The sequence below is a fragment of the Chitinophaga horti genome (assembly GCF_022867795.2).
Taxonomy (GTDB): Bacteria; Bacteroidota; Bacteroidia; order Chitinophagales; family Chitinophagaceae; genus Chitinophaga; species Chitinophaga horti.
Map to the genome: position 1 here is coordinate 166,789 of NZ_CP107006.1, position 21,373 is coordinate 188,161.

Consider the following 21,373-nt stretch of genomic DNA (forward strand, 5'->3'; position numbering starts at 1 on the left):
GATAATTCCCCATCTGGTGTCTGATAAATAATGATCTGATTATTTTCCATCTTGGTTTCTTATCGTTATAAAGTTAACGGATCAATACAGAGCAAATCGTCAAAAGCTAGCAAACTATGTAATGATTGGTTCAACACTTCTCCTGATATCGCTACAGAAAGGGTATTTTCAAGAAAATCTTGGAAATGCCCTTTTTCTTTTTCCTCGGAGCAAAAGTTCCAGGCAGCTATAATCCGCCTGTCAGCGCATAATGATTAAAGAAACCGTTTTCGCATGCACTACGGGGGCAATTAGCCCCCAATAATCGGGAACCATAACATGAGGCGCTGATCAAAAGTAATGGTCAGCTTTTTTATTCAGGTGCCGGATCAAGTCGATCTTGGTTTTGAGCAATGCTTAAATCTTTCATTCAACTTTTGATTCAGCCATTATATCGCCACAATCCCATGCTTCACCGCATACAACGCCATCGTAACCCGCGTCTTCACTCCAAGCCGCTTAAACAGCGATCTGCCGGAACTCACGATCAAGAAAGTAGCCACCTTTTTGAAAAACTAACCATACACCCGATGAACACACGACAAAAACGAGTGCAGATAAAAAAATACTTTTCCATCTCGAAAGCAACACCCCTCGTGGTATTTTGGGTGCTTCCCCTAATGGCATATGTAACTTTTGATAATAAGACCGCCCCGGATGCCAGCCATGTATCTCTCCTGATGCTATTCGTATCTTCCGCCCTGCTTGCCTACAAGCTGTATATGTTGATGTCCGCACCTTCGGATGCCGAGATCGACGCCTGGCTGCACGAGGGCGTGTCCGGGATCGTAGAAGAATCGTATGAAAAGTTAGGTATCGACAAACAAACGCAATTGCGTAATCCCCTGGTCATCGTATCTCCCATTTACTGGAAGTGGCGGGGCATTACACAGAAGGAATTGATGGTACGAAGAGGAAAGGATCGCGCGTTGCGTTTCTCCGTTTACCAGGTAACCATCCTTCATTTGCAGGAGCATCAGTTATGCGCTTACGCCTGCACCTACCAGTTCGTTCGTCACCACACGCTGAATGAAATGACCTTTGAATATCATTATAAGGACATCGTTTCGGTAGCTACTAAAGAGATATCGGGCACTTATCGCCTGCCACAAGGCCAGCGCGCGATCCCAGTGCAGGAGTTTCGTTTATCCGTGGCCAGTGGCGAAGGCATTAACGTAACAACCGGATTAGACACCGTTGCCGCAGAGAAGCGTGCCACCTTGTTGCCAACCGGCGTAGAGGAAGCTGTTATAGCGATCAGGGGAGTGTTAAGGACGAAGAAGGTGGCGTAATAATCACCAATCAAGTTCCTCTAAGCTAAATAGATCATCCACTTTACAGGCCAATACAGTGGCGATCTTAAAGGCCAGTATCGTCGATGGTACAAACTTGCCCGATTCAATGGCGATAATCGTCTGTCTGGCAACTTTAACCTTATCGGCTAACTCCGCCTGCGTTAACTGCTGCCGCGCTCTTTCAACCTTAATAAAATTCCTCATTCCCCCTCATTTGAAGTGACTCGTCGCTTTAACCAGTAAAAATAGCCGGTCGCTAATAAAAGTGTCAAAGCTAAATATTGATAGGCCGAAAGGGAAAGGATGTTGCCTTTGCCTCTTTCAAACTGCCAGTTAAGGAAGAAGTAGTTGTACATATGCGTTGCAAAAAACGCGATGATGATAGATCTGGTCAGGGCTTTGAACTTGAGGCTTTGTACCATTTCATCATCCGTCCGTTCTTTCGAAAAGAAGATGAAGACCAGTCCCCAGCTAAGTCCGACAGCCAGATCGTTGAAGTCATACACGTGCCTGCGGTGATGTTGAAAAAAGAAGCTGAAGACGCCGGCTAGCATGATCAATCCCCCCAGTACTTTCGTCCAGTAAGCATACGGAAATGGATGTTTGCTCATAATGTAATGTTTACATTACTAAATGTAATGTATAGTTTACATTTTAGCAAGTATTTCTTATGATCGGGTCTTACAACATCGCTCCCCTTATCAACACCATTCTGCTCACCGACGCCTCCTTTAAGTGTAGGAATTGCTTCCGCTCCTGATCCCGGGCAAACGCCTGGAAATCGTCTTCCGTATCAAAACTCACCAGGTGAACTTCATACGGGGTTTCCCACTCGCCGGCGATGAGTTGCTGTGGTTCCGGGCGTAGTCGTAGTAATAATTTGCCGTGATGTTTGGCTAACACTGCCAGGGCCAAATCTTCAAACTGGTGAAAGGTAGCCTCTTTGCCAGGGTGTATGTAAATGAGTTGTGTGAAGTAGAGCATAATCCCTAAGTTACAAATCAAAGGTCGATCCTGACGCTGGAAAATGATATGCCAATAGTCATCCTGTACCCTGTGTATATCCTGCGTATAAGCAAATTTCCTGAAACCCGCTCCAGGCGAGGCGGCATGCCTATTTTGGATATACCTTGACCCTATGATGCCTATCTGGTTGTTAAGTTGCAGCTCACCGGGTGTTTATGTATACGCAAGGGGATGTCAGGCACTCCCTCGCTTTTTATAACGGTTATCGACAAACGGCTTATCTTACGCATCAAATTATAACCAATGCGCCTGACAATCAGTATTCCCGTCAACTAAAACCAACCACTATGAAACTGAAAATCGCCCTGCTGGCATTACCGATCATTATCCTGATATATGTCTTCCTCATCCGCGACCACCTGAGTGCAGGTAACTCCATAGGCGGCGGATCATACGATCTGACTAAAATGTATACACTTTTTGGAATGGGCTTGTACCTGCTGATCTATAACGTCACTTTATTGCTGATGGGTATACGTGGCAACGGGCCGCTCTTGCTGATCGGTGCGGCGTCATTGGTGCTGGTGATCGTAACGGCAGTGCGTACGTTCTAGCGGAACGGGTCTGCCGGTGTTTGCAGTATTTCCCAGCTGCCTTCTTCGATCTCGGCATCCAGTTCTCCAACATCCCAGCCACAGTAACCCATGAAAATTTTGATATCCTGCTCACTCAGCTTACCGGCCGCTATATGTTGCACGGTGGCTTTAAAGTCGCCGCCCAGATAGGTGTTGCCGTCAATATGTGTACCATCAGGTATCAGGTCGGGGCGTTGGTGAATGAAGTAGAGATGTTCCTGGTCTACCGGGCCGCCCACGTAAAGCGGGAAGGGTTGCAGGTAACTGAATTCCTGCAGTTCGTTCAGGCCGCGGGCAAAGCGTTGGTTTACCACGAAACCTAAAGCGCCTTTGGCGTTGTATTCGGCAATGTACACTAACACGCCTTCGAAAACGGAGTCGTCGAGTAGCGAGGTGCTTTTAATAAACAGGCCAGCTTTCATGAGGCAAAGGTAAGTTTCCTGGCGGACGTAAACACCTGCGTAACATTCGAGCCTTGTCTATCACCATCTGGTATTCCATTTTTACCACTCGAAGTGAACCAGGATGCGTTTCATGCATCAATTCGCTACATTCGCCCCGCGAAACCATGCATTCTGTAAGTCTCCGAAAGCACCCCAAAAACAAACATCCCAACATGAGAAAGTTACTCCCGCTATTGCTCGTGGCAACGATTGCCGCCTGCAAAAAAGACAAAGACAAGGACCCCGGCCAACAACCTGTGCCTGTTCCTGAAATTACGAGCTTCAACCCCACACACGGTATTCCTGGTGCGGAGGTGACGATTACCGGTAAAAATTTTGCGAACAATGCCAATGGCAACCGCGTAACGTTTAACACTACGGTGGCTACGGTGACGTCGTTCAGCCCCACCCAATTAAAGGTAACGGTGCCCGCAGGCGCTACTACCGGCAAACTGAAGGTAACGGTCGGACTACAAACCGGTACTTCGGTCACTGATTTTGTGGTAGATCCGATAGGACCTGCTATCACTGATTTCACACCTAAAGAAGGGCCTTTCGGTACGGTGGTGACTATCACCGGGCGCGACTTCGGTACAGATCCGATCGTGAGGGTGGGCCTTAACCCGATAGATGTGATCAGCAAATCGGCCACGGAAATCAAGGTAAAGGTGCCCTCGCTTAACAACCTTACTACTTTCAAATTCAATGTACAGGTAGGCGCTACAGGGTTACAAACGGCGTCGGACTTTACGGTAAAAAATACCGGCGTGCTGGCAGAATGGGTGAACAAACCGATCAATTCGGCACCAGCCGGTATCTTCTTCAACGGGGTCTCGTTCGCGTACAATAAGAAGTTATACTGGGGTTTTACCAAACTCACGCAAGGCGAAACGCAGGCAGGCTACATGACCTGCGACCCGGCAGCCGCCACGCCGCAATGGATTTTCCAGTTCGTGCCGGCCAATATGATGGGGCCTGATCATACATCGGCTACGGCTGCGGTGCATGGCGGAAAGGTGTACATCGGTTCTGGGTTAGATGGTAATGCTACCGCTAAATGGTGGCGCTTTAATCCGGATAACAATACGGCAGATGTGTTGCCGGATTTACCGGTGGCCACTGCTTCTTCTTTGTCATTTACACTAAATGATGTATTGTATACTGGCTTTGGCGGCGTCAATAAGGACCTGTACAAATTTGACGCAGCGGGCAATGGAAGCTGGACGAAAGTGCTTACCGGCAACTTCCGTGAGCTTACAAGGGCCAATGCACTCGTAATCAATAACGATGTATTTGTAGGCCCCGCACTGATCGATCTTAACGGCACCCGCCATGGCATGTTCCGTTTTACGGCGCCCAATACTCTCGTACGGGTAACTGATATTCCTGAACCGGCGGTGGGCCTCAGTACACCGGCATTTGCCTTAAACGGGAAAGCGTATTTTATTATAGGCGCCAAAACATGGGAATACACGCCGGACGCAAGCGGCGGCACCTGGCGCCTGGTGATTGACGGTACGGGCAACCTGATCATCTCATTCGTGAATGTGATCGATGGCGTGCCTTATGGAATCACTTCCGGAGGTCGTTTGTTCGAGTTTAAATTCAAGCCGTAAGGGTCGATGGCGCTACGCCATATTGTTTCTTAAAAGCAAAGGAAAAATGGGAGAGGTCCTCGAAACCGAGATCGAGGTAAATATCCGAAGCCATTTTTCCTTTTTCTTTGATGAGATGATATGCCTCCCGTAGTCGACGGCTCACCAGCCAATGACTGGGCGTATCGTGAAATATCTTCTCAAAATCCCGTTTAAAGGTGGAAAGACTTCTGCCGGTTAAATAGGCAAACCGCTTCAGCTCTATATTGAAGTGATAATTCTGTTCCATAAAGGCTTCCAGGTCCAGCTTACCGGGTTCGGAGAAGTCGAACAGTATGTTTTGCAGTTCAGGTTTAGTTTGCAGGAGTAGCAGTAATGCTTCTTTTCTTTTTATGTTGAGCAGATGATCTGCCCCGGGTGCACTTAATACATTTTCGTAAGCCTGCAGGCTTTGCATGTATTGGCCTAATAGAGATTGCTCATCGAGATGAAAAAAGCCAACGCTGTCGGCAGCAGCAGAGGCGTGATACTGATACTCGAGGCTGAACTGGCGTAAGGTTTCCTGTTCGAAGTAGATAGATAGGGAACGAAATTCGCCGTTGGTTCCGGGTTCCTTGCTGAACCTGGCCAGGCTGTTGCGCCGCGCAAAATACAGATCGCCTGCTTCAAAGGTATAGGTCGCAGTGCCGTCGTCTACGGTGAGACAGCCCGATAATACATATCCCAGCGCATGTTCCGCTACCCAGTTTTCGCCCGCCCTGCTTCTCGTAAAGTAGCAGGAAAACTGGATGGGTAAACGCGATATGCCCGTGCTCATAGCATGTGATTTTAAGAAGGCCGGAAACACTCGATTCCCGGCCAATGAAATTAATACTTATATCAATATGGTTTTCGGCTCCAGGTAGGCTTCCAGTCCGTATGCGCCAAACTCCCTGCCTAAGCCAGATTGTTTGAAACCGCCGAATGGCGCCTGCGGATCATGCTTGAAACCGTTCACCATCACGCGGCCGGCATGCAGCTGCGCCGCAATGTGTAAGGCCCGTTGCTCGTCCGCCGAGCTTACATAAGCCGCCAGGCCGTAATCGGTGTCATTGGCGATTGCCACCGCCTCTGCGTCATCTTTATAGGTGAGGATGGATAATACCGGACCGAATATTTCCTCGCGTGCGATACGCATCTTGTTATTCACCTGCACAAATACCGTAGGTTTCACAAAGTTGCCGGCTTCCAGTCCTTCCGGGTGGCCGATGCCGCCAACGAGTAACTCCGCACCTTCCTCCAAACCGAGGCGGATGTATTGTTGCACCCTTTCGTATTGTTTAAGGCTTACCATAGGGCCAACTGCGGTTTCTTCTTTAGCAGGATCACCTACCTTGATGTTTTCGACGGTGGTTTTAACCAGTGCTTTAACGGCTTCGAGGTGTTTTTCGGGTACGAGCAGGCGGGTAGCAGCAATGCAGGCCTGGCCGCTGTTGTTATAGGCTGCGGCAATAGCGAGTGGGATAGCTTTTTCGAGGTCGGCGTCGTCGAGTAATATATTGGGTGACTTGCCGCCCAATTCGAGCGTTACCCGTTTCAGCGTAGCCGTTGCGTCGCGGGCAATGGTTTTACCTATTACAGTCGATCCTGTGAAGGAGATCTTCGCAATATCGGGGTGGCGGGTCAGTTCGGCGCCTACTACAGGGCCCAGACCATTTACAATGTTAAAGGCGCCCGCTGGCAGACCCGCTTCGTGTAAGGCTTCCATCACGATCTGGGTTTGTTGGGCGCTCATTTCGCTGGGTTTGATGACCGAGGTAACACCTGCGGCCACGGCGGCAGACAACTTGCTGGTGATAAAACCTGCATTACTGTTCCACGGGGTGATGATGCCCGCCACGCCCACAGATTCGAGGCGTACGCGCGACTGCCCCACGGTGCGTTCAAATTCGAAGTGCTGCAGGGTGTTAATCATTTCCCGGGGATTGTTGATCGCCATATTGATGCTCGCCCTGGTGAATTGCAGCGTGCCGCCGTATTCGTTTACCATGGCGTCAATCAGTTGCTCGCGGCGTTTCGCCAGGGCCTCATGCATTTGCTGCAACCAGGTAATACGCTGCGCTTTCGTGCTGCGGCTGAAGCCTGGCCATGCAGCTTTGGCGAAGGCGATGGCGGCACGGGTATCTTCTTCATTGCCTAGTACTACGGTGCCGGTCTGCTCGTTCGTAGCAGGATTGTAAAGTTTAAAAGTGTCGGTGCCCTGCGGTGTCACAAACTGTCCGTTGATGTAAATCTTATCGATCGTTTTCATAATCATCTTGTTTTGTTACAACAAAGCTACCGCCAATACGCCCCTCGCTGGTTTGTTGAAAGATCCAATCTTACTTTGTTAAAAAGTTCAAAAAAAGACGAAACACTGCTGACATACTGTTGTCATTAGCCGGTATTTACTTTGTATCAACAAAACACACCACACCATGATACAGGAAATACCTACCCCCGCTGTTGCACAGGCTTCTATTGCCACTGCCATGAAAAATTATGCGAACTATAATTTCTGGGCCGCCAGCACCCTGGTGAAATGGCTGCGCACGAAACCTGCGTATTTGCTCGAACAGGAAGTCGCCTCCAGCTTTCCCAGTATTCGCTCAACGCTGGTACACATGTGGCAAACGCAGTGTTATTGGCTGGCCATGATCAAACGTGAAGCCCCATTCATTCCGGAGGAATTTACCGGCGACATTCTCGAAGCGATCGTTGATCAGTCAGAAGAACTGGCTTATTACATCGACAGTCTGGATACGGAAGATATTGAAGCTAGTAACCTCGTAGTAAACCCCTGGTTCGAATGTGACTTTCAGAACTTTGAATACATCATACAGGTGGTGAACCACAGCACTTATCATCGTGGACAGGTGATCTCGATCGGCAGACAGCTTGGGTTTACAGATGCGCCGATGACGGATTACAACTTTTATAACGTGTATGGGAAGTAGCGAACGGTCGCTGAAGGGAGTGACACAACGGCGGTTGAGAAAAGTTCCATCGTTGGCTACAAAAAAAGGGACCGACCCAAAGGCCGGTCCCACAAGGTATGCAGTTAACAGGTTATGCGTTATTCAGCGGGCACTTATCAGTTACGGAGAAGCCTACCGCTTTTACACCATACCATGGGAAGGTGGTGGAGCTGTTGAGGATGACGCGGGTGCGCGCAGCCAGGCTCACGGTATAACCGCAATTGTCCATGGCGCTTACATCCACACTCCATGCAGCGTTTTCGTCACCATTATCATTTATGTCGCCCAGGTTGCCAATGTCGCCGGCGTTAGGCAACGCATCGTAATAACGGCTGGCCGGATCAGGCACGGTGCCGTTCGTATGCGATGCCGGCTGCAGATCGAGCGACCAGAGGGCAAAGTAAGGATGTACGGCGCGCAGGTGACCGTTTACAGTATGATTGGTAGCAGTTTTGTCGTAGCAATGACAGTCGCCGCCATCTATCACCAGGTCGAGGTCTTTGGTTATATCTACCGCTAGGTTCGCAGTGGTGCTGATGCTCATTGGTTCGTTGTTAACGATCACCGAGAAGGTGTCTGCCACTTGCTCCAGGCCTAACGCATCTGTATAGGTGAAACGAATGGTGTAAGCGCCGTCCGCCAGTCCGCCGGTACTCCAGCCACCCAGGTAATGAGTTTGGTTATACAGGCCGATAGCCGGATTTTCTTTGTAGATAAACCAGCCATCCGCGGGCGTTTGGGTATCTGCATATTCCAGGTTCGGATCGGGCGTAAAGTCGATCATCTGGAAGGTTTCGGCGGTGGAGACAGACGCATAGGTGCTGTCGGCCGCCCCGAATTTTTTGTACTCCAGCTTATACTTGATAATACCGTTAAAGCCGTTGCGGTTAATAATACCGTTAAAGCTGATCCAACCGCCGTACGGACGGTTGTTCTGCATGGTCGGATTGCTGGTGTCGGCATTTACCAGGAAGCTTACCGGGTCTATAAGGTCGCGGTCCACACTGCCTACGTGTGTCAGTTCCGCTTCTACGCGTGCCGCCTGGGCCGGACGAATCTGCACTACGGCATCTACGCGGTTGCCCCAGGTGTTAAGAGCGTTAGGGTCGGTGGTAGATGGGAGTGATTGCCAGGAAAGTACTGCGCGAATGCGTATCACATTAGGAGTTACGCAGCTCTTCAGGCGCTGGTGCAGGCTAATGGGAAGGTCCACATTGTAATACAGGCCGTCGGCAGGGATGTTGCCAATGTCATGCACTTTAATGCTGGCCGTACCGAGGTACTGATCAAAAGAACCATTGTTGTCCCAATCGGCCCAGAAAGCCACATGCTCCTGCGAACCCTGGGTGCAAAGATCACCGCTGAAACCACTGTTCTTCTTGATTTTGATGACGGCCCCGAGCGTATCCAGCGGCGTGTTGAGTCCTACACACATCAATTCTTCAAAAGTCACATCCGCTTGCCCGACAGGTTTGATCAGGAAGTCTGCGATAGACTTGATATCCACCTGCAACTTTTGAATTTCTGCAAGATTGTAGCTGGTCAGGCTTTTAAACTTGATGCCATTTTTGATCGACGGCGCTACCGCGGAGAAGAAGGTGCGATGATCCGGCACCTTCGCTCTCTGGTAGGCTGCATGTAGTGTTTGAATGGGCGGAAGGGGCGGCGTAGGTATATTAACTTCTGCTTTTAAATTGATGTTTTTGAGGAAGTCGGGCAGTTCTTTTACCTGCAACGCATCAAAAATATCTTTCCAGATGATGAGTCTTTTTCGTTTCAGCTGGATGTCGGCATTCAGCACATTGCCGTAATGCGGCGTATCGTTGGGGTTAGTGGATGGAATGCTGTTCCATGACAATACTGCCCGTACGGTGGGAATAACAGCAGTGTCGCAATTTAGAAAGCGACGATATTTTTCATCATCAATAAACAAGTGGGTCATGTACTTTAACGGATGTTGCGGGCCTGCGGGCACTTCTGAAATGTCGGCCACTTTAAAGCTGGAGTAGCCCATATCCTGGAACCCGTTGCCATCTTTAAAATCGACGAAGAAACGTACGTACTCTTTGGAGCCATTCGTACATAAACCGCCGCTATAACCCACGGCTTGTTTAATGCTGACGATGGCTTCCAGTTTTGCTTTCTCCGGGTTGTAGCCCACGCAGGTAATTTCTTCCCAGTGTGTGATCGACTGCGCTGCTGCAGCTTTCAGGAAGAAGCGATTAAGTAAAAAAGTCTGCCTCGTGTTGAGTAGTTCAGACAGTTGTCCCGCCGAAAGATTGGGGATCTTCAGTTTTTCCATGGTGTTGGAGTTTTGAGGTTATCGTAATAAAACAAGCGCTCCTGTCTTGACTCAGTTTTTGGGGCGACAGGAAAAAAATCTGCTAAATAAAGGAAACGAACATTTTGGGGATTAATCTTCGCTAAGCTGCTGTTAGTATGCCATGCTCTCGAAGCACAAAGGTAGGGATTAGTTTGATATGGCAATGCGTATTTTTACGCAATTTCAAGCCCAGTAGGCTTCTCCTGTGGTTTACCGCAGTTTGTATGTTGTCACTTTTTTATCGAAAAGTTGATTACTTTGAGATCATCTCCAACTGCAAAGCCGTGTGTACATCCATGTTTTTGCAAATGACACGGGATAAAATGAAACTATGATCACTCAAAAAAGCATTCGCCTGTATGGCTCTTTTGCCCGCTACTTTGCCGTAGTATCATTCGTGCTCGCATGTACGAGTGCTTACAGCCTCTGGAAGTTCGGGACCGGTACAATTCCCTGGCTCGTATGGATAAAAGTGATGGTAATGGCGCTGGTTGTTTTTTTTACCAACGGCAATAAAAAGAAGCAATTCTATTACTACAGGAACCTCGGCCAATCCATCACCAGACTATGGGTCATATGTTTAAGCGTGGATATGCTGCTCTTCATCCTCTTACTCATTTTTATAAACGCCATCCGATGAAACATACCTTACAGGCAGATAGTATTTTCTTTGAGGTAAGCGGCCGCAATATTCTTAAAGGTGGATGGATGATGGCGGAGACGGGGAGTATCGTAGCGTTGTTCGGCCGGAATGGTTGTGGCAAAAGCAGCCTGCTGAACGTTATATATGGCAGCCTCACGGCCGAAAGCGGCACGACGAGGATAGACGGGCAGTATCTTAAAGTGCCCTATCAACACCCGCACCTGCTGCGCTATTTGCCGGCTTACAGTTTTACGCCGCCCGGATTAACCGTACGCCGCGTGCTGGCTGATTACGGAATAACGCAAGCATTACTGCTCAGAGAGTTCCCAGAATTTACGGACCGCCTGCAACAGCGCGTCGGCAGTTTTTCTTCCGGTGAGCGCCGCCTGCTGGAAATATTGCTCGTGGTTATGTCCAACAGCGCTTTTGTGATGCTCGATGAACCATTTCTTTATCTGTCGCCTATTCATGCAGAAAAAGTACTACAGCTGATACAAAGCCGAAAAGCGCAAACGGGATTTATTATCACCGATCATCAGTATGAATTGCTCTTCCCGGCAGCGGATACAAAAATGGTATTGGTAAACGGGCAGATGAGCGTCGTGCATACGCCGGCGGACCTGGAGGCCAGTGGGTACATTAAGCTATAAAAAAAGAGCAGGCTTAAATGGCCTGCTCTCTAAGTTATCAGAACTTTCTTTCATCCAGCTCTTCATCGAGTTTCAGCATATCAATGCCTTTGTCAAGCCACGCCGGGGCGGGTTTGCCCTTCAGGTGGTGGTCGAAGAACTCCATCATACGAACGGCGTAGTCCTTACGATTTTCGGTTTTAGCGATACCGTGGTTCTCGCCTTTGTACTGTATCATTACCACCGGTTTTTTCAGTCGGCGCAGGGCGTTGTAAAATTCAATGCCCTGGGTAAAATCGACGGCGCCGTCCTTATCGTTATGCAGGATCAGCATCGGTGTATTTACCTTTTTTACGTGATAGATAGGAGAGTTGCGCAGGTACGAATCCCAGTTTTCCCATGGCGCGCCTTTGAAACGGCCTTGCGAAGCTTCGAATATCGCCATATTACCGCCACCGCTGTTCCAGTAGATCAGGTCGTACATGCTCACCATGTTGGTAAGCGCGGCGCCGGCTGCTGCTGCTTTAAACATATTGGTTTGGGTAGACAGGAAGGCTGTCTGGTAACCGCCCCAGCTATGACCGGTAATGCCCATACGCTCTTCGTCGATCACGCCGGTTTTGATAGCCGCTTTCACAGCCGGCAACACACACCATACAGCGCTCATACCCGGATCATCCATTTTGTACACGATATCCGGAATAAACACTGCGTAACCATTGCTGGTGTACATACCCGGGTGCCAGCCGCCACCAGGGAAGCCGGGATCGGAGAAGTTATGGCGCGTTTGTGATAATTTCTCATAATAATACACCATCGTCGGGTACTTTTTACCCTGCACATAACCGGCTGGCAAAAACAGGGTACCCTGCAGTGTATCACCTTTGTCAGAAACATAGTCAACCAGTTGCGTACCTGCACTCCAGGCGTATTTGCCGAGGTCTGGCGCGTTTTTCGTGATCTGCACCACATCTTTCAGCAATGCATCACCCGCGAAAAATTCGGTTGGTGTGCTGAACGTTTCTTTGGTATACATGTATACATCGGCGTTCTTCGCTTTTGACAAGCCGGAAATAAATGCATCGTCCCAGTTAAGCACGGTTGCGCCGGATTTGCCCGCCTGCAAACGAACAATGCCGCTTTTTTTCGTCCACTCGCCATATTGGCGGAAGTAGATCGGCTTTTTAAGATCGATGCCTTTTTCTTCGGGGTCGAGTACAAACCGGCCCTGGTAACGGATTTTCTGACTGCGACCATTACCTGTAAGGTTAATTGCATTGCCTTTGCCATTGGCCGGCACCTGCCATACGTCCCACAGGTCCTGGATGAGCAGGTATTTGTTGTCGCTACTCCAGTCCACCACCGGTGTAAGTGGTTTCACTACATTGTGATCGTCTTCTGTATTTACAAAAGAAGTAGGAATGCTAGCGGTGATGTTGGTGTTCGTTTTAGCTACCATGTCGTAGACATAGTAGTGACCATCCTTACCGTATACAAACTTCTGCCCGTCCGGTGAGCCCTGCGGTACGCTTGAGTAAGAAGGGATGTAGAACTTGTCGAACAGTTTTTCTCGCGCGCCTGTTTTCAGGTCTACGATGTAGATATCCACATAGTTCTGGCCGTCCAGGTTCTGGTCCAGTTCATACGCACGACCGTCTACCGCGTACGCATACACTTGTTTCGGGAAGGCGGTGATGGATTTGATAGAGCTGTCGTTGTACTGTACGAACTTTTTGGCTGCGAGGTCGAAGCCGGCGAGATCGGTATAGTTTTTATCGGTGCTGCCAGTCACCTGCTGGCGGCTTTGCAGGCGTTTATCGCTGCCATGCCAGATCACCATGTCCGGCTTAGGAATGTCGTCCTTGTTGGCCGTAGCGGGTGCTACAGGTGATTTGGTCGTATCCAGTTTAGCGATCGCTTTCTTCAGATCGTCGAGCGATTTGATGCTGGTATCGCTTTTCAGCTTGCTGAGGCGCGCCAGTTCTGCTTCTGCAGATGGTTTGGCCGGTTTCGCTTTGCCGGAAGTATCGGCTTTGGCAGGTTCTTTCTTCGCCAGCTCCAGTGGGGCGATGCCGAAGAACACACGGTCAAGGGCTTCTGCAAACACCGGTTTGCGGTTGGCACTGATGGTTTTGCCTTTAGGGAAGTTCAGCGAATCCTTTAGTGGATCATAGATGGTAACCGAGGGTGTACCGGTGAATTGTTTTACCGCTACTACGGCACCTTTCTCCGTTTTGTATTTCTCGTCCTTCACCATTTTCAAAAGCGTAAAGCCGTCGCCGTCGCGCGTCCAGCCGAGGGATTTGTAGCTGGCTTTGTCGTTGTCCAGTACGGAGGTGCTGCGATTAGCCACGGTGTAAAGGTATACGCCGTTGCCCGCTTGTCCGGCTGCGTCGATGGTGTAGGCCAGCAGGTCGCCTTGTTTATTGAACTGGAACTCGCTTACGTTACCAATGTTCTGGCTTTTACCGCTGGACAGTTCCACGATCAGCAGGTCGCTGCCTTGCGGGGCGTCGGGGCCGCTGCGTTCTTTCGCCATATTGATCACGATATGGCTGCTGGTTTTACCGTTAAAACTGAAGTTACCAGCTTTTTCGAAGGTAGTTTTTTTGCCGGAGGAAAGTTCTACGATGTGTAGTTTGTCGAACAGCATTTTACCGGGCGTTTTGCTTGCGGCTCTTCTTTCCTTGAAAGAAACGGCTTCTTTGTAAGCGAGCCATTTGCCATCTTCCGAAAAGCTGAACTGCGGCATTGCCTGGTTACCAATGGCATACTGTTTTTGCGCAGTGTCCTTCACGCGTTTCACAAACAGTTCACCATCGCCTTCCCTGGTGGTGAGCGCGTAGGCAGCCCATTTACCATCGGCAGAAAGTGTGACGGTGCCAGGGTTTACGGAGCGCCAGGAGGAAACGTCCTTCCAGCTCATAGCCTTCGGCGTTCTGGCGCTGTCGGGTTTGGATTGTGCCATAACGGCTGTTTGCGCCAGCAGGGCCAGTGCGAGCGTAAACATGTTTTTTCTTACTCTCATAAGTTTAAATAATGGTGGATTGGGTAGTTAGCATATTTAGTTGAAGGTACTGAAAAGCCGCTGTACTGTCAATATTGCCAAATAAACACGGGGGCCATGCCCAGTATGGCGCCGATCATTGACGCAACGGCATCCATAAAGTCGTAGTGGCCGTATCCGGTAACCAGCGAAAACAGCTCGAAGCCGTAGCTAATGAGCCACGATACTATAAAAGCCGCTATTGTGGCGGCCAGGAGTGTAGCGAACCACCAGCCGGCCGCGATTTGCAGCACAGCGCCCATGGCAATGCCTACGTAAAAGTGTCTCCATTTATCAGGTGCTATTTTCAAATCGTTTTCTTTATGGGTGTATAAGCTGCTCATCACAAATTAATCATTCGGCCGTTTTTTTGCACTATTTTGAACACATCTTATTTTTAACATGATATGAAGAAACTACTCTTTTCGCTGATCTGCCTGCTTGTGGCCTTTGGTTCATTCGCCGGCGATAAAGCCCCCGCACGTCAGTACTACCAGCTCAAAATCTACCATTTGAAGTCCGCCGCCCAGGAACAACGCGTGGCCAGCTTCCTGCGCGATGCTTACGTTCCGGCCTTACACCGCGCCGGCATCAAGCAGGTGGGTGTATTCAAACCCGTACAGCAGGATACAGCTGACCTCCGTGTATATGTACTGCTGCCATTCCGCACATTGGAGCAATTCGGAAAACTGGAAAAGCAACTTGAGGCCGACAAAGCCTTTCAGCAGTCCGGCGCCGATTACATCGATGCCCTCCACAATAATGTGCCCTTCGCCCGGTTAGAGAGTATTATGTTACAGGCATTCGAAGGTATGCCTGAACTGGCGGTGCCGCAACTCACTTCCCCTAAAAGCGAACGCGTATACGAACTGCGCAGCTACGAAGGCCCTACCGAGAAATATTTCAGGAACAAGGTGCAGATGTTTAACAAGGGCGATGAGATTGGCATCTTCAAAAAACTGGGTTTTAACGCGGTGTTCTATGGTGAAGTAATTGCCGGCAGTCACATGCCTAACCTTATGTACATGACGAGCTTTAATAATAACACCGAACGCGAGGCGCACTGGAAAGCTTTTGGTGCCGATCCGGACTGGAAGAAATTATCCGGCATTGAATCTTACAAAAATAATGTATCCCATATCGATAAGTTCCTGCTCCGGCCGGAAGCTTATTCAGATCTTTAAAAAAGATAAGCCGGGCATGGGCCCGGCTTTTTTGTGCCTGTTAATAGTTCCGCCGTCAGCGGTATAGTTGGTATAGATTAATGTCGTAAAAAGGATAGGTGGTGTTATAGGGAAAAGAAAAAAGTTACGGATGTAAAATGCGCCGCATAGCACTGATCACTTCGCCCGAGGCCAGGGATAACTGGAAACGCACTACATCGTCGGACCTGCCAATGATCTCCGCAATTTTCTTTGTGCTTAACCCATATGCGTAACGGTACTCGAATATCATCCATCGTCGCGGTTGCATTAACGTGGGAATGCGGTAATGGTACAGCTGCCGGAAAAGAGAGGGAATGTTTTCAAAGTCGAGGTCGATCACCATCACAGGATGTTTGGCGTTTGCCACATACGTTTCCCACTTTGCGCGGGCGTCAATGGTTTGCCGGATGCTGCTGATCGCACGGTTGCGGGCAGCGGTGTAAAAAAACGCCTTCGGATTCTCAATACGTGCGTAAATAGGCGTGTCGAAAATACGGACCATCAGTTCCATTACATCCTGTGTAATATCGTCGACGTCGTTGTGGGTAGTCCCTAAAGTCTTTTTTACTGCATTACGAACTACGGGATAAATGTCTTTGAGGGCTTCGTCAAAAGTAACCCTCCTCGCTACAGGACCTACAACTGTGGGCATAGCTTGTATTTTTGTCAAGTTAACAGATAGCTAACCGGCTTACCTCTGCGAAATAATTTCCTGAGAAATAAAAAGTGATGGCTTGGGATATTATTATATACGTAGTGATAATGGTATGAGATTTAATATCTGCATAATTTTTTATTTAATGTATAATGTATGTGTTGGCAGGGAGAACGAAGAAAAGGGCATTGTAGTCAGGCGCCAGTGGTGTACTAGTTTTTCCCAAAACCATCACTTTTACCTGATACAATGCCCTGTAAATTGGAGTCAGAAGGAGCCTTCCCTTAGGGGATATACAGCCGCATTCGCAAAATGCGGCTGATGGTATCGTAATAAAAGACGTAGGAACAAGTGGAAATGTTATAGCAGATCGGAAAAAAAGTAGAAATTATAGCCGGTAAATCCTGAAACGGCTGATTAGTTGGTGCGACCACGTACTTCTAAAGCCGAAATGCCCTTTGGTTGGTATATTCTTATCCTTATAATGAAACAGCCGCTCGCCATTTACCCAGCAACTCGTAGAATCTTTTTGTACAATAATCCGAATATGATAGGTAACGTCCGCCTGCAACAAATGTGCACTGTCATTTTTTTCCTGCAGTAAAGTTTTGCGCCCGTCCCCTTCGTATAGCCGGAACCGGGTGGTGGAATTGTAATTGCCGCCCATTCCAACGTAAAACATGCGCAGCGAATCGTACGCTTCAAAAACACCATTACGGGTAAACAGGTCAGAACGATGCGGATCTGTCGCCAGCCAAAACTGGTTCATGTCGGACAGGCGGTTATGGTTGCCTCCGCTAGTAGGGATCGTCCGGTCAAATTCTATACAATAGTTACCGGTCAACGCAGGCTTAAACCACACGGTCACACCACCCTTCGTGTCTAATATCAGCTTCCCCTGCCGCGCTATCACACCGGAAAGATCGTCCGGAGCGGCCTCCACCACCCACTTCGCTGTATCCAGTACCGCAGTGAAATCATCTTTGTACAGCAACCGTTTTTTCGGTTGTGCTGCTGATGTTAGTATTACGAATTGTAGTAAAAAATATAGAATCGCTTTTGGCATCACTTAAAAGATCAGATAATGAAATGGTGTACCTTTGCAGTGCAGATGACCAACCCTATTTTGTGGAGCCTTTTCCACTCGACAGTAACAGACCGGCCATAATTCGTTGCTCATTTTACAGGTTTTCTGGTGTAGAACTCCACTTGCGTAAAGTGGCTTCAATTTTGTACTTATTCTAGTAGTGAATGGTTATATAGTTCAGAATTCTTAAAAACCCTTTCTTTTATGCAAACATTGAATGCCCCCGGTCAGGTTAAGACCATTAAGCCAAATGGCAGAACAGCAGTTGTAACGGTAGACGTGCCAAGCTTTACAGTTAATGTTGGCAAGGAAGAAAAGTTAGCAGCTGGTGCCTTAAATTCCCACGTTTCAGATCGAAAATGGGTTTCCATTATCAGGAAACCAACACGTAAAGGCGGTTATAGCGGCCTTTAATCGTTGCATTTGATATAAAATATAGAAGCGCAGAACGCCATTTGTTCTGCGCTTTTTATTTGCAGTTAGGGTGCCTGCAGGTACTCCAGCATAAATACCGCGGTTAGTCCCCATTGCGCCACCGCGTTCGTGGAAATGCCTTCTGCCTCCTCTATCGGATTCAACACATCTGGCCCCGATAACTTCCTGATCACTGTTTTGGTATTGCCCAGATCGCCGGGGGAACTCACAAATTCTTTCCAGGCACGGGCCGCCAGCGCCGGATCTTTTTTACGGTTGGCCGCAAAGGCGGTGAGGCGTGCATGTCCCTGCCGCAGGTTCAGTTTGCCTAAACTACGACCCAGCACTGCCTGCTGCTCTTCTGCACTGGCGTTATACATTTCACAGTATTGTAACCAGGCCTTTTCGAAAGCAGGCATCTTTACCAGGTCTATCAACTCCAGGCAAATCTCGGGAAGTCCGAAAGAAGCGCTGAGGTGCGATACAGAAAAGGCTTTGCTGGGAAGGAATTTACCGCTGCTAAGCTCCATCTGGGAGGCGCCGGTGAAAAAGCCGTTCGTTTGAGAGGCGATGGTTTGCATGCTATTCAACAGCCTGTCCTTCGCTATTTTGTCACCGCCACGTTCCCACTCGGTCAGCCAGGCGCCTGCCAGCGATCCCCAGTCGGTACCGAACGACACATAAGCCAGATCGCCAGTGGGATTGCCTTTCGGTGCGCCCACTTTTCGGGTGGGCACGATGTCGCGGAGGGTTTTGGCCGCATCTACCTGCTCGCGCATCAGGTCGCCCGCGCGTTCGTCGCCGGTAAGGTAGTAATAGAACCTGCGGTTTGTCGCAGTGCTGATGCGCAGCTGTTTAGCGCTGCAGCCCCAGTGTTGTACGTTATGGCGGGACCCGAGCGGTGCAAAACCCCCGATGTGATGTACATCCACTTCTCCCGTGTGGCGGGTCATCGCCTCGGCCATACGAAATACGTCGGCCCGGCCGCTGCGCAGGAAGTAGTACCATAACCACATGTCGGTACTGAGTTCTGAATTGTCCCAGGCAAAGCCGCCCACGTCGTAACGCCATTCGTGACGATCTTCATCGTAACTATGCATCACATCGCCATAATTCCAGAAGCCGTACCAGTGGCGCTGCTCTACTTCTTTATGGTAGTGATTGAAAAAGAAATCAAGTTCCTTTTCCACGCGTTCGGTAGTCGGCGAGGTGGTGGGAGACAGGCTCCAGCAGCTGCCGAACACGCCTGCCTTACGCCAATGCGCCGGTGAGAAGGAAACGACGGACGGCATTTGTACCGCAGCAGCGATCTCCGCCAGTTCCGCATTGGAGGGCGTTGCCGGCAAAATGTGTAGTTGCAGCTCGCTGGTGCGGGCCACGCCCATCGCGGTACCAAATCCGGGTTCATAGTCTTCATAGGTAATTTCCAGCCCCTCCCGCTGTTTCGCGAAAGTATCCTGCCCCATGCCGTCGTGGTAAAAACGAAGGTCCATGGCCGGGGCGGATGGTGCCCACAACCAGGCAGTTACTTCGCCGGTGTCGGTAGCAGCGTTGCGGATGTCCAGCTGCGCAGGATGGCTTTGCCAGAAATTACGGATGCCGAATGCAACGCCCCCGGCCGGTGTGCCAAGGTAAGCCAGTCCGGATGCGCGTTTACCTGCGGCCGCCGTAATCCAGCCGAACCCACTGCGTGTTCTTTTCTGGATACTGAAGCCATCTGCAGTATGTTGCGACAGCGTGTAGTCGCCGAAGGTAGGTATGTAATCCAGGCGGTCTTTGACGGTTGCGGGAAACGTAGCGGCATCGGCTGTTGCTTTACCTTGCACCTGGGCCTGCCGCACGTCTTTACCGGGATCGCGACGTAAGCCGGTAAGCCCTTGAACAGCTTCAGCAAATACGCCATCGTTTTCGCCGGTAAAGCGAACATGCCGGTTGTAAGCAGCAGTTTCCAGCGGTACGGAAAACCGGATGCCAAGGCCGTTGATAAAGTCTTTTTGTTCGTCGCCATCAAAGATGATCGTATGCATCATGCGAATGGCCGCACTATCCTGGTAAAAGTATAGGCGCAGCACAAATGGCAGCCAGCGTCGGTTACCATTTGCATGTTTACCGGTAATTTTCACCACCGCACGTATGGGCCCCTGTTGCTCCAGGACCACGTTTTCGATTTCGCCCGTAAAGTTGTCGCGGGTAATATTCTCCGTATCGGGATTACTGCTGTTGATCAGTACCAGCTTTCCATTGGTAGCTATGTTGCGGTTGCCGCTGCGGATGTTGCGCACGAGTACCGTGCCCGATTTCGCCAGCTCGCAGGTGATTTTACCGGTGTTGATGACGATGTTATCGGCTGTTTCAGTGGCTCGTAAACCATTAGCCGCACTGGAAGAACGCCCTGGTTTCAATACCAGCCGATCGTTTAATCCTGGTTGTGCAGTAATGGCGTGGGCCGTCCATTTCAGGGAGCCGTCGGGCCACCATGCCAATGGCCAGCTTTGCTGCGGAACGGTACGACCGGAAGCATCTTCTAAGACAAATTGATCTTTTTTTACAGCGCCCCGTGGCCACGGAACGCCCCAGGTAACGCCGGAGGTAATGCCCGGCGCTTTTCCATCGAGCCAGTGTAAAGGCACCTGCAAATTTTCGCTGAGATCCCAATCATTGCGGCCGAAAGCGGAAAGTACCGGCAAACCGGCGGTAAGCACCATGGAGTTTTTCATAAACGCACGGCGGGACAAACGATTCTGTTTACTCATCCTCGAAAAAATTAAATCAGCTTATCAAAATAGTTGCGTGGAATAATAGCCGGTATGAATAAATGTAGTCGAAAAGGGACATAAATCAAAGTAAAGTGTCATACTAACAATCAATATTTTCAGGGGATGCTTATCTTGAGTACAAAAATGAGCGATATGGATAAGCCGGAACAGCCACTATACGACCTGGCAGACAAACTCAGAGCACGTATGCAGGAGCAGCGGCCAGAAAAGGTGCCTGAACAATTTAACCAGATCATGCTGGCGGACTTTTTCGTATACAATCTTCACCAGGGCGGATTTGCGCAGTTACTATATAATTCCGGAGGACAGTACCTCTCTGAAATAGAAGATTTGTTGCTGGAGTCGGAAGCGCAGCAAACGCATACTTTTTATCTGCGTGCGATTGAAAGATGTACGGGTGATATTCCACGCTTCCATGCTTTTCTGCAAAGTGACTTTGTATCGGAGAATGAATTGAAGAACGAGTTACAGGCGATCAGTATCGAATACTTTCAGAAGGGTGTTACGTTTATGCAGGAAGCGTCGCACCACGTCGGTAAATTAATGCACGATGTGTCCTGCTTTTTGGACCGGCCGTAATTACAGGCTGGCCGTTTTTTTGTAAGTTCATCAACATAAAAATTAA

Annotated in this window: 21 protein-coding genes; 9 read left to right on the top strand and 12 right to left on the bottom strand. The window is 49.4% G+C overall.

Annotated features, from left to right (window positions below; all coding sequences use genetic code 11):
* The first annotated feature begins 569 nt into the window (after positions 1-569).
* Positions 570-1,331 carry a hypothetical protein gene (locus tag MKQ68_RS00710; protein ID WP_264281666.1) on the top strand — a complete coding sequence of 254 codons (762 nt, stop codon included), beginning with the start codon at positions 570-572 and terminating at the stop codon, positions 1,329-1,331.
* Positions 1,332-1,334: 3 nt separating this feature from the next.
* Here MKQ68_RS00710 and MKQ68_RS00715 read toward each other — a convergent pair whose 3' ends face one another.
* The 3 genes from MKQ68_RS00715 to MKQ68_RS00725 form a co-directional block, all read right to left on the bottom strand.
* Positions 1,335-1,538 (bottom strand): helix-turn-helix transcriptional regulator, encoded by a 204-nt coding sequence (locus tag MKQ68_RS00715; protein ID WP_244837372.1) that lies wholly within the window; start codon positions 1,536-1,538, stop codon positions 1,335-1,337.
* Positions 1,535-1,945, bottom strand: a complete 411-nt coding sequence (locus tag MKQ68_RS00720) for a hypothetical protein (RefSeq protein ID WP_264281667.1) — start codon at positions 1,943-1,945, stop codon at positions 1,535-1,537. Before MKQ68_RS00720 ends, MKQ68_RS00715 begins: the two co-directional genes overlap by 4 nt.
* A gap of 70 nt (positions 1,946-2,015) precedes the next feature.
* Positions 2,016-2,318 carry a DUF1330 domain-containing protein gene (locus tag MKQ68_RS00725; protein WP_264281668.1) on the bottom strand — a complete coding sequence of 101 codons (303 nt, stop codon included), beginning with the start codon at positions 2,316-2,318 and terminating at the stop codon, positions 2,016-2,018.
* Between the two features lie 329 nt (positions 2,319-2,647).
* On the opposite strand from MKQ68_RS00725, the gene MKQ68_RS00730 reads away from it, so the two are divergent.
* Positions 2,648-2,914 (top strand): hypothetical protein, encoded by a 267-nt coding sequence (locus MKQ68_RS00730; RefSeq protein WP_264281669.1) that lies wholly within the window; start codon positions 2,648-2,650, stop codon positions 2,912-2,914.
* Here the strand turns inward: MKQ68_RS00730 and MKQ68_RS00735 are convergent.
* A complete protein-coding gene (locus tag MKQ68_RS00735; protein WP_264281670.1) occupies positions 2,911-3,357 on the bottom strand; it encodes a YqgE/AlgH family protein in 447 nt (148 codons plus the stop codon). The two genes, MKQ68_RS00730 and MKQ68_RS00735, sit on opposite strands and share 4 nt — an antisense overlap.
* Positions 3,358-3,551: 194 nt before the next feature.
* Here MKQ68_RS00735 and MKQ68_RS00740 point away from each other — a divergent pair, with 194 nt between their 5' ends.
* On the top strand, positions 3,552-4,994 hold the full coding sequence (locus MKQ68_RS00740) for an IPT/TIG domain-containing protein (protein WP_264281671.1): 1,443 nt from the start codon (positions 3,552-3,554) through the stop codon (positions 4,992-4,994).
* Here MKQ68_RS00740 and MKQ68_RS00745 read toward each other — a convergent pair.
* Together MKQ68_RS00745 and MKQ68_RS00750 are read right to left on the bottom strand one after the other, a co-directional pair.
* Positions 4,984-5,790 carry an AraC family transcriptional regulator gene (locus tag MKQ68_RS00745; protein WP_264281672.1) on the bottom strand — a complete coding sequence of 269 codons (807 nt, stop codon included), beginning with the start codon at positions 5,788-5,790 and terminating at the stop codon, positions 4,984-4,986. The two genes, MKQ68_RS00740 and MKQ68_RS00745, sit on opposite strands and share 11 nt — an antisense overlap.
* Positions 5,791-5,847: 57 nt before the next feature.
* Positions 5,848-7,263, bottom strand: a complete 1,416-nt coding sequence (locus MKQ68_RS00750) for an aldehyde dehydrogenase family protein (protein WP_264281673.1) — start codon at positions 7,261-7,263, stop codon at positions 5,848-5,850.
* Between the two features lie 166 nt (positions 7,264-7,429).
* Here MKQ68_RS00750 and MKQ68_RS00755 point away from each other — a divergent pair, with 166 nt between their 5' ends.
* Positions 7,430-7,948, top strand: a complete 519-nt coding sequence (locus MKQ68_RS00755; protein ID WP_244837362.1) for a DinB family protein — start codon at positions 7,430-7,432, stop codon at positions 7,946-7,948.
* A gap of 112 nt (positions 7,949-8,060) precedes the next feature.
* On the opposite strand, the gene MKQ68_RS00760 is transcribed toward MKQ68_RS00755, so the two are convergent.
* Complete coding sequence (locus MKQ68_RS00760) at positions 8,061-10,271, bottom strand: hypothetical protein (protein ID WP_264281674.1); 2,211 nt, start codon at positions 10,269-10,271, stop codon at positions 8,061-8,063.
* 352 nt (positions 10,272-10,623) lie between these two features.
* On the opposite strand from MKQ68_RS00760, the gene MKQ68_RS00765 reads away from it, so the two are divergent.
* Both MKQ68_RS00765 and MKQ68_RS00770 read left to right on the top strand, forming a co-directional pair.
* Entirely contained in the window at positions 10,624-10,932 is a 309-nt protein-coding gene (locus MKQ68_RS00765) for a hypothetical protein (protein ID WP_244837358.1), read from the top strand.
* Positions 10,929-11,585 (top strand): ATP-binding cassette domain-containing protein, encoded by a 657-nt coding sequence (locus tag MKQ68_RS00770; protein ID WP_244837357.1) that lies wholly within the window; start codon positions 10,929-10,931, stop codon positions 11,583-11,585. Before MKQ68_RS00765 ends, MKQ68_RS00770 begins: the two co-directional genes overlap by 4 nt.
* A 37-nt stretch (positions 11,586-11,622) precedes the next feature.
* Here MKQ68_RS00770 and MKQ68_RS00775 read toward each other — a convergent pair whose 3' ends face one another.
* The gene (locus MKQ68_RS00775) at positions 11,623-14,592 is read right to left on the bottom strand and encodes a S9 family peptidase (RefSeq protein WP_264281675.1); all 2,970 of its coding nucleotides are present in this window, start codon (positions 14,590-14,592) and stop codon (positions 11,623-11,625) included.
* Positions 14,593-14,660: 68 nt separating this feature from the next.
* Entirely contained in the window at positions 14,661-14,921 is a 261-nt protein-coding gene (locus MKQ68_RS00780) for a hypothetical protein (RefSeq protein WP_264281676.1), read from the bottom strand.
* Positions 14,922-15,017: 96 nt separating this feature from the next.
* On the opposite strand from MKQ68_RS00780, the gene MKQ68_RS00785 reads away from it, so the two are divergent.
* Entirely contained in the window at positions 15,018-15,794 is a 777-nt protein-coding gene (locus MKQ68_RS00785) for an NIPSNAP family protein (protein ID WP_264281677.1), read from the top strand.
* A gap of 124 nt (positions 15,795-15,918) precedes the next feature.
* Here MKQ68_RS00785 and MKQ68_RS00790 read toward each other — a convergent pair whose 3' ends face one another.
* On the bottom strand, positions 15,919-16,467 hold the full coding sequence (locus MKQ68_RS00790) for an RNA polymerase sigma factor (protein ID WP_264281678.1): 549 nt from the start codon (positions 16,465-16,467) through the stop codon (positions 15,919-15,921).
* 391 nt (positions 16,468-16,858) lie between these two features.
* Positions 16,859-17,464, bottom strand: coding sequence for a DUF6250 domain-containing protein (locus MKQ68_RS00795; RefSeq protein ID WP_244837351.1), 606 nt, complete (start codon positions 17,462-17,464; stop codon positions 16,859-16,861).
* Positions 17,465-17,761: 297 nt separating this feature from the next.
* On the opposite strand from MKQ68_RS00795, the gene MKQ68_RS00800 reads away from it, so the two are divergent.
* Positions 17,762-17,971, top strand: a complete 210-nt coding sequence (locus MKQ68_RS00800; protein ID WP_244837350.1) for a hypothetical protein — start codon at positions 17,762-17,764, stop codon at positions 17,969-17,971.
* 65 nt (positions 17,972-18,036) lie between these two features.
* Here the strand turns inward: MKQ68_RS00800 and MKQ68_RS00805 are convergent, their stop codons facing one another.
* Positions 18,037-20,724 carry an exo-rhamnogalacturonan lyase family protein gene (locus tag MKQ68_RS00805; protein WP_264281679.1) on the bottom strand — a complete coding sequence of 896 codons (2,688 nt, stop codon included), beginning with the start codon at positions 20,722-20,724 and terminating at the stop codon, positions 18,037-18,039.
* Between the two features lie 156 nt (positions 20,725-20,880).
* On the opposite strand from MKQ68_RS00805, the gene MKQ68_RS00810 reads away from it, so the two are divergent.
* On the top strand, positions 20,881-21,327 hold the full coding sequence (locus MKQ68_RS00810; RefSeq protein WP_264281680.1) for a DMP19 family protein: 447 nt from the start codon (positions 20,881-20,883) through the stop codon (positions 21,325-21,327).
* The last annotated feature ends 46 nt before the right edge of the window (positions 21,328-21,373 follow it).